Source organism: Nocardia sp. NPDC057668 (genome assembly GCF_042799795.1).
GTDB lineage: Bacteria > Actinomycetota > Actinomycetes > Mycobacteriales > Mycobacteriaceae > Nocardia.
Map to the genome: position 1 here is coordinate 1,290,740 of NZ_JBHVIC010000002.1, position 14,416 is coordinate 1,305,155.

Annotated in this window: 14 protein-coding genes; 8 read left to right on the forward strand and 6 right to left on the reverse strand. The window is 68.8% G+C overall.

All coding sequences use genetic code 11. The features are described 5' to 3' along the window. Nucleotides 1–70: 70 nt before the first annotated feature. The 5 genes from ACFVBH_RS18425 to ACFVBH_RS18445 form a co-directional block, all read right to left on the reverse strand. Nucleotides 71–877 (reverse strand): ABC transporter permease subunit, encoded by an 807-nt coding sequence (locus ACFVBH_RS18425; protein ID WP_354990143.1) that lies wholly within the window; start codon nucleotides 875–877, stop codon nucleotides 71–73. Between the two features lie 16 nt (nucleotides 878–893). Continuing rightward, on the reverse strand, nucleotides 894–1,664 hold the full coding sequence (locus ACFVBH_RS18430; protein ID WP_354990142.1) for an ABC transporter permease subunit: 771 nt from the start codon (nucleotides 1,662–1,664) through the stop codon (nucleotides 894–896). Beyond that, nucleotides 1,661–2,497 carry an ABC transporter ATP-binding protein gene (locus ACFVBH_RS18435; RefSeq protein ID WP_354990141.1) on the reverse strand — a complete coding sequence of 279 codons (837 nt, stop codon included), beginning with the start codon at nucleotides 2,495–2,497 and terminating at the stop codon, nucleotides 1,661–1,663. Before ACFVBH_RS18435 ends, ACFVBH_RS18430 begins: the two co-directional genes overlap by 4 nt. Nucleotides 2,498–2,619: 122 nt before the next feature. Further along, entirely contained in the window at nucleotides 2,620–3,027 is a 408-nt protein-coding gene (locus ACFVBH_RS18440) for a hypothetical protein (protein ID WP_354990140.1), read from the reverse strand. A gap of 74 nt (nucleotides 3,028–3,101) precedes the next feature. Then, the gene (locus ACFVBH_RS18445) at nucleotides 3,102–4,046 is read right to left on the reverse strand and encodes a hexose kinase (RefSeq protein WP_354990139.1); all 945 of its coding nucleotides are present in this window, start codon (nucleotides 4,044–4,046) and stop codon (nucleotides 3,102–3,104) included. 386 nt (nucleotides 4,047–4,432) lie between these two features. On the opposite strand from ACFVBH_RS18445, the gene ACFVBH_RS18450 reads away from it, so the two are divergent. Beyond that, nucleotides 4,433–4,828, forward strand: a complete 396-nt coding sequence (locus ACFVBH_RS18450) for a DUF4254 domain-containing protein (protein WP_354990138.1) — start codon at nucleotides 4,433–4,435, stop codon at nucleotides 4,826–4,828. A 353-nt stretch (nucleotides 4,829–5,181) separates the two neighbouring features. On the opposite strand, the gene ACFVBH_RS18455 is transcribed toward ACFVBH_RS18450, so the two are convergent. Next, on the reverse strand, nucleotides 5,182–6,726 hold the full coding sequence (locus tag ACFVBH_RS18455) for an ATP-dependent DNA ligase (RefSeq protein WP_379002695.1): 1,545 nt from the start codon (nucleotides 6,724–6,726) through the stop codon (nucleotides 5,182–5,184). A gap of 93 nt (nucleotides 6,727–6,819) precedes the next feature. Here ACFVBH_RS18455 and ramB point away from each other — a divergent pair, with 93 nt between their 5' ends. The 7 genes from ramB to urtE all read left to right on the forward strand — a co-directional run bounded on the left by ramB (nucleotide 6,820) and on the right by urtE (nucleotide 14,414). After that, nucleotides 6,820–8,229, forward strand: coding sequence for an acetate metabolism transcriptional regulator RamB (ramB, locus tag ACFVBH_RS18460; RefSeq protein WP_354990136.1), 1,410 nt, complete (start codon nucleotides 6,820–6,822; stop codon nucleotides 8,227–8,229). 118 nt (nucleotides 8,230–8,347) lie between these two features. After that, on the forward strand, nucleotides 8,348–8,959 hold the full coding sequence (locus ACFVBH_RS18465; protein ID WP_379002698.1) for a hypothetical protein: 612 nt from the start codon (nucleotides 8,348–8,350) through the stop codon (nucleotides 8,957–8,959). 404 nt (nucleotides 8,960–9,363) lie between these two features. Next, nucleotides 9,364–10,638 (forward strand): urea ABC transporter substrate-binding protein, encoded by a 1,275-nt coding sequence (gene urtA / locus ACFVBH_RS18470; protein WP_354991465.1) that lies wholly within the window; start codon nucleotides 9,364–9,366, stop codon nucleotides 10,636–10,638. 159 nt (nucleotides 10,639–10,797) lie between these two features. Further along, nucleotides 10,798–11,682 (forward strand): urea ABC transporter permease subunit UrtB, encoded by an 885-nt coding sequence (gene urtB, locus ACFVBH_RS18475; RefSeq protein WP_354991464.1) that lies wholly within the window; start codon nucleotides 10,798–10,800, stop codon nucleotides 11,680–11,682. Beyond that, a complete protein-coding gene (urtC, locus tag ACFVBH_RS18480; RefSeq protein ID WP_379002701.1) occupies nucleotides 11,679–12,899 on the forward strand; it encodes an urea ABC transporter permease subunit UrtC in 1,221 nt (406 codons plus the stop codon). The genes urtB and urtC overlap by 4 nt, the downstream gene beginning before the upstream one ends. Then, the gene (gene urtD / locus ACFVBH_RS18485) at nucleotides 12,896–13,738 is read left to right on the forward strand and encodes an urea ABC transporter ATP-binding protein UrtD (RefSeq protein WP_379002703.1); all 843 of its coding nucleotides are present in this window, start codon (nucleotides 12,896–12,898) and stop codon (nucleotides 13,736–13,738) included. Before urtC ends, urtD begins: the two co-directional genes overlap by 4 nt. Beyond that, nucleotides 13,722–14,414: an urea ABC transporter ATP-binding subunit UrtE gene (gene urtE, locus ACFVBH_RS18490; protein ID WP_354991461.1), complete on the forward strand. Its 693-nt coding sequence runs from the start codon at nucleotides 13,722–13,724 to the stop codon at nucleotides 14,412–14,414. Before urtD ends, urtE begins: the two co-directional genes overlap by 17 nt. Nucleotides 14,415–14,416 lie beyond the last annotated feature (2 nt).

Genomic DNA, 14,416 nt, shown 5'->3' on the forward strand with positions numbered 1-14,416 from the left:
TGTATGCGGCAGGTTAACTCGTGCGGCACAAAGCTATTCGCGCTCGCATCGAGAACGGGAACTGCCCGCCTCAGTTTCGCCCGCGCTGCGGCGCGAACCGCGCCAGCACCAGATTCTCGAGCACCCCGACGATCGCGTAGAGCACCACCGACACGACCGTCACCAGGGCGATGGAAGCCCACAGCCGGTTGTACTGGAACGTGGGTATGGCGCGGATCAACCCCGCTCCCAATCCGCTTCCGCTGCCCAGCCATTCGCCCAGCAGCGCGCCGATGAGCGCACCCGGCACCGAGACGCGGGCGGCGGCGAAGACCGCGGGCAGCGCGGCGGGCACCGCGACCAGGCGCAGCGCGGTCCACTGCGAGCCGCCGTAGGCGCTCACCAGTTCCATGGCCTGGCGCGGTGCGGCCCGCAGCGCGGTCATGATCATGACCAGCGCGGGGAAGAACACGACGATGGCGGCCATGGCGGCCACCCCCAGCAGCCCGCGCCCGCAGATCAGCACGATGATCGGGGTCAGGGCGACCAGCGGCACCGAACGCAGCAGCATGGCCACCGGCATGAAGACCTGGGCCAGCGCCGGTACGCCGACGAACAGCGCGGCCACCACCAGCGCACCGCCCATCCCGGCCAGGAATCCGATTCCCGCGTCGCGCAGGGTGATTCGCATCTCGTCGAAGATCACCCGGCGGGCGCCCGCGGAGTTGGGGCCGGTCATGAGATAGGCCCAGACATCGCCGGGGCTCTTGCCGACCAGCCCTACCTGCGGGTACAGCTCCAGGAATCCGTACCAGAGCGCGATCAGCAACAGCAGCGAAACCACCAGGGGCAGCAGGAATTTCCCGATGGGACGCAGTACGTTCAGGGTCCTGCTCATGCCGTGATCGCCTCTCTCACCACTGATCGACCCGGGTCCAGGGCACGACGAACCGCGCCACCAGCGCGACCGCGGCGTAGCCGAGCCCGGCCAGCGCCGCCGCGGCCAGCGCCATACCCCAGACCCGCGGCACCTCGTATTGGTTCTGCGCGGCGGTCAGCGCCATGCCGATGCCGCTGTCCACCCCGCCCAGGTACTCCCCGATGATCGCGCCCAGCACCGCCGACGGCGCGGCGATCTTCAAGGCCGCCAGGGTGTTCGGCAGCGCGGCCAGCAGGCGCACGCGGCGCAGCTCCTGCCAGCGTCCGCCGCCGTAGGCCCGGATCAGGTCCAGGCTCGCGGCGTCGGCCGAGCGCAGGCCCGCGACCGTGCCGACCATCGTGGTGAAGAAGCAGTACATGGCGGCCAGGAACACCGAGGGCGTGCGCCCGCCGAACACCACCAGGATGAGCGGGCCCAGCGCCAGCAGCGGGGTGCAGTAGCTGAGAATGGCGAGCTGGGTGACCAGCATCTCGATGGGCGGAATCAGCAGCACCAGCACGGCCAGCGCGATGGCGAGCACGTTGCCCCACAGGAACCCCTGCAGCGCGACCCAGGCCGTCACGCGGAAGTTGGGGCCGTAGAGCGCCCAGCCGTCGGTGTACATGGTGTGCACCACCTGCCACGGGCTCGGCACGGTGCCGTTGGCGACGCGCAGCGCCGCCAGCAGCCACCAGGCCCCGATCAGGGCGAGCAGGCCCGCGAGCCCGCCCCAGCGGCCGGCGGCGGCGCGGCGCACGGCGCTCATCCGGTCACCACCCCGCCGTGCCCGCCACGCCCGAAGAGCAGTTCGGACAGGTAGTCGCAGAGCTTGTGGAACTCCGCGGTGCGCATCATGTCCGGGGTGCGCGGGCGCGGGAGGTCGATCTCCACCAGTTCCACCACCCGGCCCGGCCGCGGGCTCATGACCGCGACCACGTCGGACAGGAACACCGCTTCGGCGATGCCGTGGGTGACCATGAGGGTGGTGGCCGGGCGTTCGGTCCAGATGCGCAGCAGTTCCAGGTTCAGGCGCTGGCGCGTCATGTCGTCCAGCGCGCCGAAGGGTTCGTCCAGCAGCAGCACGCGCGGTTTGACGACCAGGGCGCGGGCGATCGAAACCCGTTGCCGCATACCGCCGGAGAGCTGGGCGGGCTTGGCCTTCTCGAACCCTTCGAGGCCGACCAGCCGGATCAGATCGGCCACCAGCGCCGGATCGGCGGGCAGACCGGTCACCTGCAGGGGCAGCTTGATGTTGGATTCGACGGTGCGCCAGGGCAGCAGCGCGGCGTCCTGGAAGGCGATGCCGAAGTCGTGCCCGCGCCGCAGTTCCGCCGGGGTCTTGCCGTCGATGAGCGCGGTGCCCGCGGTCGGGGTGTCCAGGCCCGCGAGAATGCGCAGGATGGTGGACTTTCCGCAGCCGGAGGGGCCGAGCAGGGACAGGAACGCGCCCTGCGCGGTGCGCAGTTCCACGGCGTCCAGGGCGGTGACGGCGCGTTTTCCGGACCCGAAGACCTTGCTCAGCCCGGAGATGTGCACTCCCGTGCCGGGCCCGTCCGGGTCCTGCGAGCCCGCGCGCACCGGATCGATTTCCGCACTCATGGGGCAGCAGCTTCCGAACTCATAGGGCAACAGTAGGAGTCCGCAATTGCGCGCAGATTGCGAATCGGCCCAAGAGATTTCGTGATTGTTACCCGCGGGCGGCCGATCCGGTTACCGGGAACTCACCACCCGGCGGGTTCGAACCAATCGCGCGCCTCGCGCCGGAACAGCAGCACGATCACCACGAGTGCGATCGCCGGCCCGAGCGGCCCGGGCGGCCGGCCCTCGGTGATGGACGGCACGGTCCAGAGCATGGTGAGCACGGCCAGCAGGATGCCGCCGATGCGCACGGACTGGCCCACCGAGTTGAAGGTCAGGGCGACCAGGCCCAGGAGCCAGGCGGGAATGAAGGGCAGGGCCGTCTGGATCGCGGCGGGGGTGCCGAGCAACCACCCGGAGGTAGCCGTGCAGACCACACCGATGACCGCCAGGAGCACGGCGAAGACCTGTGCCGCGCGCACGACCCGCGGCATTCTATAGGTGTCGCCGACTTCCAACCCGGGATCGGGCGGCATTCCCAGCTCCGACATCCCGCCGAATTTACCCCGCCGACCGGCCGGATTGTTGTCACCACGCCGCCGCGTCCACCCGGCGCCGGCGCTTCCTACCGGCGGGCGGCCACCGGTTCCAGTTCGCGCACGCGGACCGTCGGCGCCAGCCGATCGCGCAGCACCCGGTCGATTTCCCCGGCGACCGGGATGACGACGGCCGCGGCCGACGTGGCGACGGCGTCGGTGAGCAGGGCGGGCCAGTGCGGGGCCGGCGCGGCCGACAGTCCGGCGATGACGGCCGCGACGGCGGCGTCCCCCGCGCCGGTGGGGTTGCCCGCCAAGGGTTCCGGCAGCGCCGCGGACCAGGCCCGGGTGCCGGTGACCGCGACCATGCCGTCACCGCCGCGGGTCACGATGACCGCCGCCGCGCCGCCCACGATGAGCGGATCCACCGCGGCCAGCAGTTCCGGCACGGTCCCGGCCGGTTTACCGGTGAGCCGTTCCAGTTCCTCGGTATTGGGCATGAGCACCACGCCCGGCACCCGCGCCGATAGTTCCAGCGCCGGGCCGTCCAGATCGCAGATGGTCGGCACGCCCGCCCGCACCGCGGTCCGCGCCAATTCCGCGGGCAGGCCCGGATCCACGCCCAGCGGAAGCGAGCCCGCGATCACCATGCCGCTCATGTCCGACAGCATCCCGGACACGCGCACGCGCAGTTGATCCACCGCGTGCGGTTCGGAGATGCGCGGTCCCGGCTCCCACAGAGCGGTGGCGGTGCCGTCGGCGGACTCGCTGATCACCACGGTCCGGCGCACCCACGGCAGCGCGTGCACGAAATCCACCGACATCTCCAGCTCCGCGGCCGCCGCGAACGAATGGTCCGAGAACCCGGTGGCCCGCGCGTACTTGCCCAGCTGGTTCAGCACCCGATTCACATTGATCCCGCGCCCCCCGATGCGCTGATCCACCGACGCCACCCGATGCGCCCGCCCCCGCTCGAAATGCTCGACCCGATACGTCATGTCATACGCGGGATTCATGGTCACGGTGAGAATCACCGCACTAGCTAGTCCACGTCGGACCGCCCGGCGCAACCCCCTGTTCCCCCGGTCGCGCCGAACCGGGGCGACCGGCCGGACGGGGAGACTCGGGTCCGCACCCCTCGGAAGAGAACCCGAGACCACCACGCCGCATGACGCCGGAGCGGATCGCCGCTGTGCGGACACGGCCGGCATGCCGCGGCCCGGTCGATCGACTCCGCTCCAGGCTCCCACACGGCGGCCTTCCCGCCGGGGGAAATCGCGGATCAGAGGGCGCCGCATGACACCGAGTGCCGGTTGTGGTGGGAATGAATGCCGTTGCCATTCGGAGACATTCGCGGGGCAAACTGGCCGCCGTGCCTTTGCTTCCGCCGAAACAATTGTTGCTTCAAGCCTGTCGCGGTTTGCCCCCCGAAGATCATCCGGTACTGCGCTGCGCGGGGTTATTGGCGGATCTGCACGAACGGCGGTTGACGGCGGCGGCGGGGGCGACCGGGCGGATCGATCACGATCGGGCGTGCATGGTGCTCGACATCGACCGGTGGGTGGCGATCGAAATGCCCAAGGCCGCACGGGACGCGCACCTGCACACCGAAACCGTCGGGACCGTGGTGGACCGCCTCGCGCAGTTCTCGGCGCTGGCCTACCTGACCCTGGCCAACGCACCGGAGGACACGGTGAACGACGCGGCGCTGCGATTGACCGAACTCGCCACCGCCTACGAACACCTCGCCGGGGATCTGGCGGCGGGCAGGCGCAGGCTGCCCAACCTGACCGGCAATCGCGAATACGAGTACTGACCGAATCGTGTTGCCGGGGGCGCCCAGCGAGGAAGTGGGCGCCCCGGCAACACCGGTGGAGCAGCGCGTTCCACCATCGCAGCCGGATGCGGCGGGACCGGGGCGGTATCCGCGCGAACGCGGTGGCAGCGTGCCCGCTCCGGTCGCCTGACCACCGAATCCGAACTTCGACACCCGAATCCTGCCCGCGAATCCTCCGAAGGAGCCCAGTTCCGGCTGGGAGTTGGCTGGGAATCGGATCCCGCCACGGCAATTGCGGGCGGCCGAGTGGAACGACGCCAGCCGTGCCGGGTGCTGTCGTGCGGGCCGGACGCGCGGGCGGCGGGAGAACTTCGCCCTGGATCAGCAGCGAATCAGTCCCGCGCGGATTCCGCTGCCGCGAGCGGGGTTTCGGGGAGCAGGGCGCGGATCGCGTCGATCGTGTCGGCGTCGCCCGGTTCCTTGTCGGGGCGGTAGCGGACCACCCGGGCGAAGCGCAGCGCCACCCCGCCCGGATAGCGCGGGCTGACCTGCACCCCGTCGATGGCCACCTCGACCACCAGCTCCGGGCGCAGGTAGAGCGTGTGGTCGTCGCGTTCGCGCTCGTGGCGCGGGAACTCCGCCGTCTGCCACTGCAGCAGCGCGTCGGTCAGGCCCTTGAAGGTCTTGCCGACCATGATCGGCTCGCCGCCCTCGGGATCGCGCGCGCCCAGGTGCAGATTCGACAGGTATCCGGTGCGGCGGCCGTACCCCCACTCCGCGCCCAGCACCACCAGATCGAGGGTGTGCGTCGGTTTGATCTTCTGCCAGGCGCGGCCGCGGCGGCCGGCGGCGTAGGGGGCGTCCAGGGCCTTGATCATGATGCCCTCGTGGCCCGCGGCCAGGGCGCCGTCGAAGTATTCGGCCGCGGCCTCGGCGTCGGGGGCGATGAGCGCCGGAATGCTCAGTCCCCCGGCCACTTCGGTGAGCGCGGCCCGGCGTTCACGCAGGGGCGCGTCGAGCAGGTCCGCGCCGTTCAGGTGCAGGCAGTCGAAGAAGTACGGGTGCAGCAGCAGTTCCTGGGCGGTGGTCGCCCCGAACCTGCTCATGGTCTCCTGGAAGGGACGCGGGCGGCCCGCGTCGTTCAGGGCCAGGGTTTCCCCGTCCAGCACCACGCTCGTACAGTCCAATCCCCGTACCAGCTCGACCAATTCGGGTACCGCGCCGGTGATCTCGCGCAGCGTGCGGGTGAACACCCACACCCGGTCCCCGTCGCGATGGACCTGGATCCGCGCCCCGTCCATCTTGTGCTCGACGCTCACCGCGCCGTCGAACTCGGCGAGCACCGCGTCCAGGGCCTGGCCGGGCGAGGCCAGCATGGGCTGGATCGGCCGCCCGACCTCGAGCCGGAACGCGGCCAGTGCCGCGGCCCCGCCGGTGCGCGCTGCGAGCGCGGTGACCGGCAGGCGGCCCGAGAGCATGTGCGCCCGGCGCACGTCGGCGATCGGCACCTCGAACGCGGCCGCGACGGCCTCGGCGACCACCGCGGTGAGCGCGCCCTGGCGCATCTCCCCGGTCAGCAGGCGCAGCAGGAAATCGTGCTCCGCCGCGGTGGCGGTGGTGAACAGTTCGGTGAGCAGGTCGCGGCGGTCGTTCGCCGAACCTTTGCCGGTGAGTGCGCCCAGGTCGGTGAATGCGCGGTCCACCGCGGCCACGGTCAGGGTGGGCGCGGCGGCCGGCTCGACCTCCATCGCGGTGAGCGTGCGCCACCCGGCGCCGATGCGGCCCTGCAGCAGCTCGCCGGAAATCCACGCGACGACCTGCGCCAATTCCGCGGGATCGGCGTCGGCGAGCAGTTCGGCGAAGGCGGCTGTCTTCTTTTTGCGGGAGGACGTGGCACGGGCGGACTGTGACGCTTGAACTACTCGGGACAAGAGCACCGTTCGACGGTAACCCGGCGGTGTGACAGATAGCGCAGATGTGCTGCTAATTCCGGGTTGGCAAGCCTGCTAATTCGCCCATAAACTGGGCGCATGGCCAAGACTTTCGTCGGCGCACGGCTGCGGCAGTTGCGCACCGAGCGCGGGCTGAGTCAGGTCTCGCTCGCCAAGAAGCTCGAGATTTCGGCCAGCTATCTCAACCAGATCGAACACGACGTCCGCCCGCTCACCGTACCGGTGCTGCTGCGAATCAGTGAAGTGTTCGGCGTCGACGCCGGATTCTTCTCCTCCCAGGACGACACCCGGCTCATCGCCGAGCTTCAGGAAGTGGTGATGGATCAGGAGCTCGGCATCGAGGCCGACGCCCAGGAGATCGCCGAAATGGTGTCCGCGCACCCGGGTTTGGCGCGCGCGATGGTGAATATGCATCGCCGCTATCGCAATACGACCGCGCAGCTGGCCGCGGCGACCGAGGATCGCTTCTCCGACGGCAGCGGCTCGGGGGCCATCTCCAAACCGCACGAGGAAGTGCGCGACTACTTCTATCAGCGGCAGAACTACATTCACGAATTGGATACCGCCGCCGAGGAACTCGCGAATCGCATGCGCTTCCACGGCGGCGATCTCAAACGCGAGATCGCGCGCAGACTCACCAGCGCGCACGGGGTGCAGATCGTCGAGCGTATCGACCTCGGGGACGGGGTGTTGCACAGATACGACCCCGAGCAGCGCCGGCTGGAGATCGCGCCCCATCTGTCCGGCGGTCAGCGGGTGTTCAAACTCGCCGCCGAACTCGCCTACCTCGAATGCGGCGAGCTGATCGAGAAGCTGGTGGAAGAGGGCAATTTCTCCAGCGCCGAATCCAGAGTCCTGGCCAAACTCGGCCTGGCCAACTATTTCGCGGCGGCCACGGTCCTGCCCTATACGCACTTCCACGAAATGGCCGAGGACTACCGCTACGACATCGAGCGGCTCTCGGCCTTCTTCACCCAGTCGTACGAGACCATCTGCCACCGGCTGTCCACCCTGCAGCGACCGCGCCTGCGCGGGGTCCCCTTCTCCTTCGTCCGCGTCGACCGCGCCGGCAATATGTCGAAGCGCCAGTCCGCCACCGGTTTCCACTTCTCCTCCAGCGGCGGCACCTGCCCGCTCTGGAATGTCTACGAGACCTTCGCCTATCCCGCGAAAATCATGACCCAGATCGCCCAGATGCCGGACGGGCGCAAATACCTGTGGGTGGCGCGCACCGTCGAACGCCGCGCGACCCGGTACGGCGAACCGTCGAAGGTCTTCGCCATCGGCCTGGGCTGCGAACTCCGCCATGCCAATCGCGTCGTGTACGCCGACGGCCTGGATCTCAACGAGCCCAAGGCAACCCCGATCGGCGCCGGCTGCCGCGTGTGCGAACGCTCCAATTGCCCGCAGCGCGCGTTCCCGCCGCTCGGCAAATCCCTCGACATCAGCGAACACCGAAGTTCCATCTCCCCGTACGTCATTCAGTGACCGATCCGGTGACCCATTCACCGAATCCCGGGATTTGAATCATTGTCGGTTCACAGTGTTACGTTCTCTCCCGCGGCATCCAGGCCGCGTCGGGGAGAACAAAGGAACCACACACACGATGCAGATCAGAAAGTTCGCCGCGACGGCCATTCTGGCCATTTCCGCCACGGCGATCACCGGGGGAATCTCGTACGCGGCTCCGGCCCCGGCGGACACCTCGGTCACCACCCTCGCGGGCACCGAGCACGGCGTGCGCTACGACATCACCCGCTCGGAGACCGCGAAGACGGTCACCGCCACCCTCGTCGGCGGAACCTTCGCCCTCACCGAGACCGGCGTGCAGGTCGTCGACGCCGCGGGCGCGGTCACCGCCACGCTCCCGCTGGCGATCAACGACGGCGCCAATACCGTTGCCCTGCAGCCGAAGATCTCCGAGGACGGCGCCACGCTGGTCGCCGAACCGGTCTTCCGCCCCTACGGCGACTGCACCCCGTCCTCGCCCCGCCAGCGCAGCATCCAGACCGGTGTCGGCCTGGGCGGCGCGGCCGGCGCCCTCACCGGCGGCGTGATCGGCTTCGCGATCGCCATCGCCACCATGGGCCTGGGCCTGATCGCGGTGCCCTTCACCGCGGTCATCGGCGCCCTGATCGGCTCCGCCCTGGGCGGCGCGGCCGGCGCGGCGGTCCCCAACTCGGACCTCCAGGACGGCTGGCTGTGCCGCGTCCCCTAGGGCGCGAAAACTGAACACCGGACCCCAGCGGCCCGGCCGCGGCGACCGCCGCGGCCGGGCCGCTTTTGTTACCTCCGGGTAAGGCTTCTCACCGCGGCGGAAATTCGGCCGTCAGGTCGGCGGATCGGTAATTCGATCTTCGAAACAGGTACTCACCTGCGGTGATAGCCGAAACTCCGCGACCCGAACACGCTGCGGTGAGCCTAAATTCACGCCGCTGAAACATAGGCAATCGGACTGTCACCGAGAGTCATTCCGGCGCAACACTTCCCGTTTACCGTTCGCACCACGAATACAGCCGTTGTATACGCGGCGGTATTCGCACAGAAGGTTGGCGGCGCACGCGGCGTCGCCGGGCAGGTTCGGTCAGGGCCGAACACCGTGAAGTGAGAAGGGTCCGCCCCATGCAAGATTCCATCCGCCGAGATCGCTCGCGGCGCCTGATCAAGGCGATCACCATCCCGACGGCGCTGGCGCTTTCCGCGGTGCTGATCACCGGCTGTGGGTCGCGCGACAGCGACACCGCGTCCGGGTCGAACGCCAAGTCGTGCGTGGACACTTCCAAGGACACCATCAAGATCGGGTCGCTGCACTCGCTCACCGGCACCATGGCCATCAGCGAGGTGACCGTCGCCAACTCCACCAAGCTGGCTGTCGAGCAGATCAACGCCGCCGGCGGCGTGCTCGGCAAGAAGATCGAGCTGGTGCTCGAGGACGGCGCTTCGGACCCGAAGACGTTCGCGGAGAAGGCCGAGAAGCTCATCTCCTCCGACTGCGTCGCCGCGGTGTTCGGTGGCTGGACCTCCTCGAGCCGCAAGGCCATGAAGCCCAAGTTCGAGAACCTGAACAACCTGCTCTACTACCCCGTCCAGTACGAGGGCCTGGAAGACAGCAAGAACATCTTCTACACCGGCGCCACCACCAACCAGCAGATCGTCCCGGCCCTGGACTACCTGAAGCAGAAGGGCGTCACCTCCCTCTACCTGGTCGGCTCCGACTACGTCTTCCCGCAGACCGCCAACCGCGAGATCAAGGCCTACGCCAAGGCCAACGGCATCGAGATCAAGGGCGAGGACTACGCCCCGCTCGGCTCGACCGACTTCTCCACCATCGTCAACAAGGTCCGCAGCGCCAAGGCCGGAGCGGTGTTCAACACCCTGAACGGCGACTCCAACGTGGCGTTCTTCCGCGAGTACTCCAACGCCGGCCTCAAGGCCGCCGAGATGCCGGTCGTGTCGGTATCCATCGCCGAGGAAGAGGTCGCGGGCATCGGCGCGCAGAACATCGTCGGCCAGCTGACCGCCTGGAACTACTACCAGACCGTCGACAGCCCGGCGAACAAGAAGTTCGTCGCCGACTACAAGGCCGCCTACGGCGCCGACAAGCCCACCTCGGATCCGATGGAAGCCGCGTACGCCTCGGTCTACCTGTGGAAGAACACCGTGGAGAAGGCCAAGTCCTTCGCCGTGGCCGACATTCAGGCCGCCGCCGACGGCGTGAGCTTCGACGCCCCCGAGGGCACCGTCACCATCGACGGCTCCAACCACCACATCACCAAGACCGCGCGCATCGGTGAAATCCGTGCCGACGGCCTCATCTACACCGTCTGGGACTCGGGCAAGGCCATCGTGCCGGACCCGTACCTGAAGTCCTACGACTGGGCCAAGGGCCTGAAGTAGTCACGATGCGCCGGTAAGCGCTTCGGTACCGCCTATGAGGGGCGGCCGGTGCGGGACTCACCTCCCGCACCGCCCGTTACGGCGGTACCGGAGCGCCGACGGCGTTCGCGGCACCCGATCCCCCCACCCCGAGCGCGCGAGAACACAGAGGTATTCACAATGGAAGTCGCTGTCGGACAGCTGTTCACGGGCCTGAGCCTCGGCTCTATCCTGCTGCTCGCCGCGCTCGGCCTGTCATTGACATTCGGCCAAATGGGCGTGATCAACATGGCGCACGGCGAGTTCATCATGGCCGGTTGCTACACCACATTCGTTGTGCAGCAGGTCATATCGTCGACCGGCGTCGCCCTGATCGTGTCCCTGTTCGCCGGCTTCCTGGTCGGCGGCCTGCTGGGCGCGGCCCTGGAAATGGGCCTGATCCGCTGGATGTACGACCGCCCGCTGGACACCCTGCTGGTCACCTTCGGCGTCGGCCTGGTGCTGCAGCAGATCGCCCGCGACATCTTCGGCGCCCCCGCCAAGAACGTCGTGGCCCCGGACTGGCTGACCGGCGGCATCGAGATCGCCGGCACCGTGGTCCCCAAGACCCGCATCTTCATCATGATCCTGGCGGTGAGCGCGGTCATCGCGCTGGCCACCGCCCTCAAGACCACCTCGCTGGGCCGCCGCATCCGGGCCGTCGTGCAGAACCGCAGCCTCGCCGAAACCTCGGGCATCTCTTCGCGTTTCACCGACATCAGCACCTTCTTCATCGGCTCCGGCCTGGCCGCGGTCGCGGGCGTCGCGCTCACCCTGATCGGTTCCACCAGCCCCACCATCGGGCAGTCCTATCTGGTCGACGCCTTCCTGGTGGTGGTCATCGGCGGCCTCGGGCAGATCAAGGGCACCGTCATCGCGGCCTTCGGCATGGGCCTGCTCAATTCCTTCGTCGAATACTCGACCACCGCGTCGGTCGCCAAGGTGATCGTCTTCGTGGTGATCGTGATCTTCCTGCAGGTACGCCCGCAGGGCCTGTTCACCGTCCGCACGAGGAGCCTGGCATGAGTGTCTTGCAGCGCCTGGGCGCACTGTCTCCGTTCAAGGCCGCCGGCGGTTTCGCCCTGGCCGCCATCATTCTCTTCGGCATCGCCCCCGCGGTGCTGAGCGACTTCCGCCTCAGCCTGCTCGCGAAATTCCTGTGCTTCGCCATCGTCGCGGTCGGCATCGGCCTGGCCTGGGGCCGCGGCGGCATGCTCACCCTCGGGCAGGGCGTGTTCTTCGGCATCGGCGCGTACATCATGGCCATGTACATGCAGATGGCCGACGCCGCCAGCGCCGGTGAGGACGTCCCGGAGTTCATGGTGATCTCCGGCATCTCCGAATTGCCCTCGTACTGGCAGCCTTTCGCCTCCGCACCGGTGGCCATCCTCGGCATCCTGGTGCTGCCCGCCGCGGTGGCCGCGGTGCTCGGCTACGGGGTGTTCAAGCGCCGGGTCAAGGGCGCGTACTTCGCGATCCTGAGCCAGGCGCTGGCCGCCGCGCTCGCGATCCTGCTCACCGGTCAGCAGACCATCGGCGGCTTCACCGGCCTGAGCGACTTCCGCACGTTCTTCGGTTTCCGCCTGGACGATCCGGTCAACCGCCGCATGCTGTTCTTCATCGCCGCGGGCGCGCTGCTGGTGGTGGTCGCCATCGCGCGCCAGCTCATGAACAGCCGCTACGGCGAACTGCTGGTCGCGGTGCGCGATCAGGAGGAGCGCGTGCGCTTCCTGGGCTACGACCCGGCCAATATCAAGATCGTCGCCTACGTGGTGGCCGCGTTCTTCGCCGGTATCGCGGGCGCGCTGTTCACCCCGATCGTCGGCATCATCTCCCCCGCCGACATCGGCGTGGTCCCGTCCATCGCGTTCCTGATCGGCGTCGCCATCGGCGGCCGCACCACCCTGCTCGGCCCGGTGCTGGGCGCGATCGGCGTGGCCTGGGCGCAGACCGCGCTGTCCGAGGAGTTCCCCTCGGGCTGGACCTACCTGCAGGGCCTGCTGTTCATCGTGGTCGTCGGCTTCCTGCCCGCCGGTCTGGCCGGATTCGGGCCGCTGGCAAAGCATCTGGCGGGTCGCGTACGACCGTTCAAGGGCGGCGCCACCGCGGGTGAATCGATCACCGCCTCGGTGCTGTCCACGGGCGCACCGGTGGAATCGGCCGACGGCAAGACCGGCACGGCCGCCGACACCGATGCCGACGCATCCGAAACCCCCGCGGACGAGGAGAAGGTGAAGGCATGACCACCGCCGTGCACGAACCCAAATTCGGCGGCAACGCCGGCATGGACAGCGAATACCTCGAAATTCGCGGCCTGTCCGTGAGTTTCGACGGCTTCAAGGCCGTGCAGGACGTGGACCTCACCGTGCTGCAGGGTGATCTGCGCTTCCTGATCGGCCCCAATGGCGCGGGCAAGACCACCCTCATCGACGCCATCACCGGCCTGGCCGCGGCCACCGGTTCCGCGCAGAAGTCCGGGCACGAGCTCATCGGCCGCAAGGTGCATCAGATCGCCCGCCTGGGCGTCGGCCGCACCTTCCAGACCGCGAGCGTGTTCGAGCAGCTCACCGTGCTGCAGAACCTCGACATCGCGGCCGGGTCCGGGCGTTCGGCGCTCACGCTGCTGCGCAGGCGCAAGAGCGTGCTGCCCGCGATCGAGGAGGCCCTGGAGATCACCGGCCTGACCGCGTTGCGCGACAAGCCCGCCGGGGTGCTCGCGCACGGACAGAAGCAGTGGCTGGAGATCGGCATGCTGCTGGTGCAGAACTGCTCGGTCCTGCTGCTCGACGAACCCGTCGCGGGCATGAGCGCCGAGGAGCGCGAGGAGACCGGAAACCTGCTGCGCCGCATCGGCGGTGACCGCATCGTCATCGTGGTCGAGCACGACATGGACTTCATGCGCGCCTTCGCCACCTCGGTGACCGTCCTCGCGGGCGGGAAGGTCCTGAGCGAGGGCACCGTCGAACAGGTGCAGGCCGATCCGAAGGTGCAGGAGGTCTACCTCGGCACCGCCGCGGCCGGGCATCTGCCCGCCGCCGACAGCTCCGACGCCGAGGAGGCAGCGCATGCTGGAGATCACTGACATTCACACCGCCTACGGGCGCACCGAGGTGATTCACGGTGTGACGCTGACGGTTCCGGACGACGGTGTGGTGGCGATCATGGGCCACAACGGCGCGGGCAAGACCTCGCTGCTGCGCGCCGCGGTCGGCCTGCTGCCCGCCAAGGCCGGCAAGATCCGCTTCGACGGCAAGGACATCACCAAGCTGTCCCCGTCGCGGCGGGTCAAGCAGGGCATCGCGTACGTGCCGCAGGGTCAGCAGTCCTTCGGGCAGCTGACCACGATGGAGAACCTGCAGGTGGTGGCCGACGGGCGCAAGCGCGGTAAGGAGCTCATCGCCGAATCGCTGGACCTGTTCCCGGCGCTGCGGGAACTGCTGTCCCGCAAGGCCGGACTGCTCTCGGGCGGTCAGCGTCAGCAGCTGGCGATCGCCCGCGCGCTCATCACCGAACCGAAGCTGCTGATCCTGGACGAGCCGACCGAGGGCATTCAGCCCTCGGTGGTGGCCGAGATCGAGCGCACCATCATCGATCTCACCAATCGCGGCGGGCTGAGCGTCCTGCTGGTGGAACAGCACATCGGCTTCGCGCTGCAGGCCGCGCAGCAGTACTACGTGCTGCAATCGGGACGCATCACCTCCCAGGGAGCGGGCGGCGCGGGCGCGGAATCCGACGTCCGCCTGGCCATGGCGATCTGACC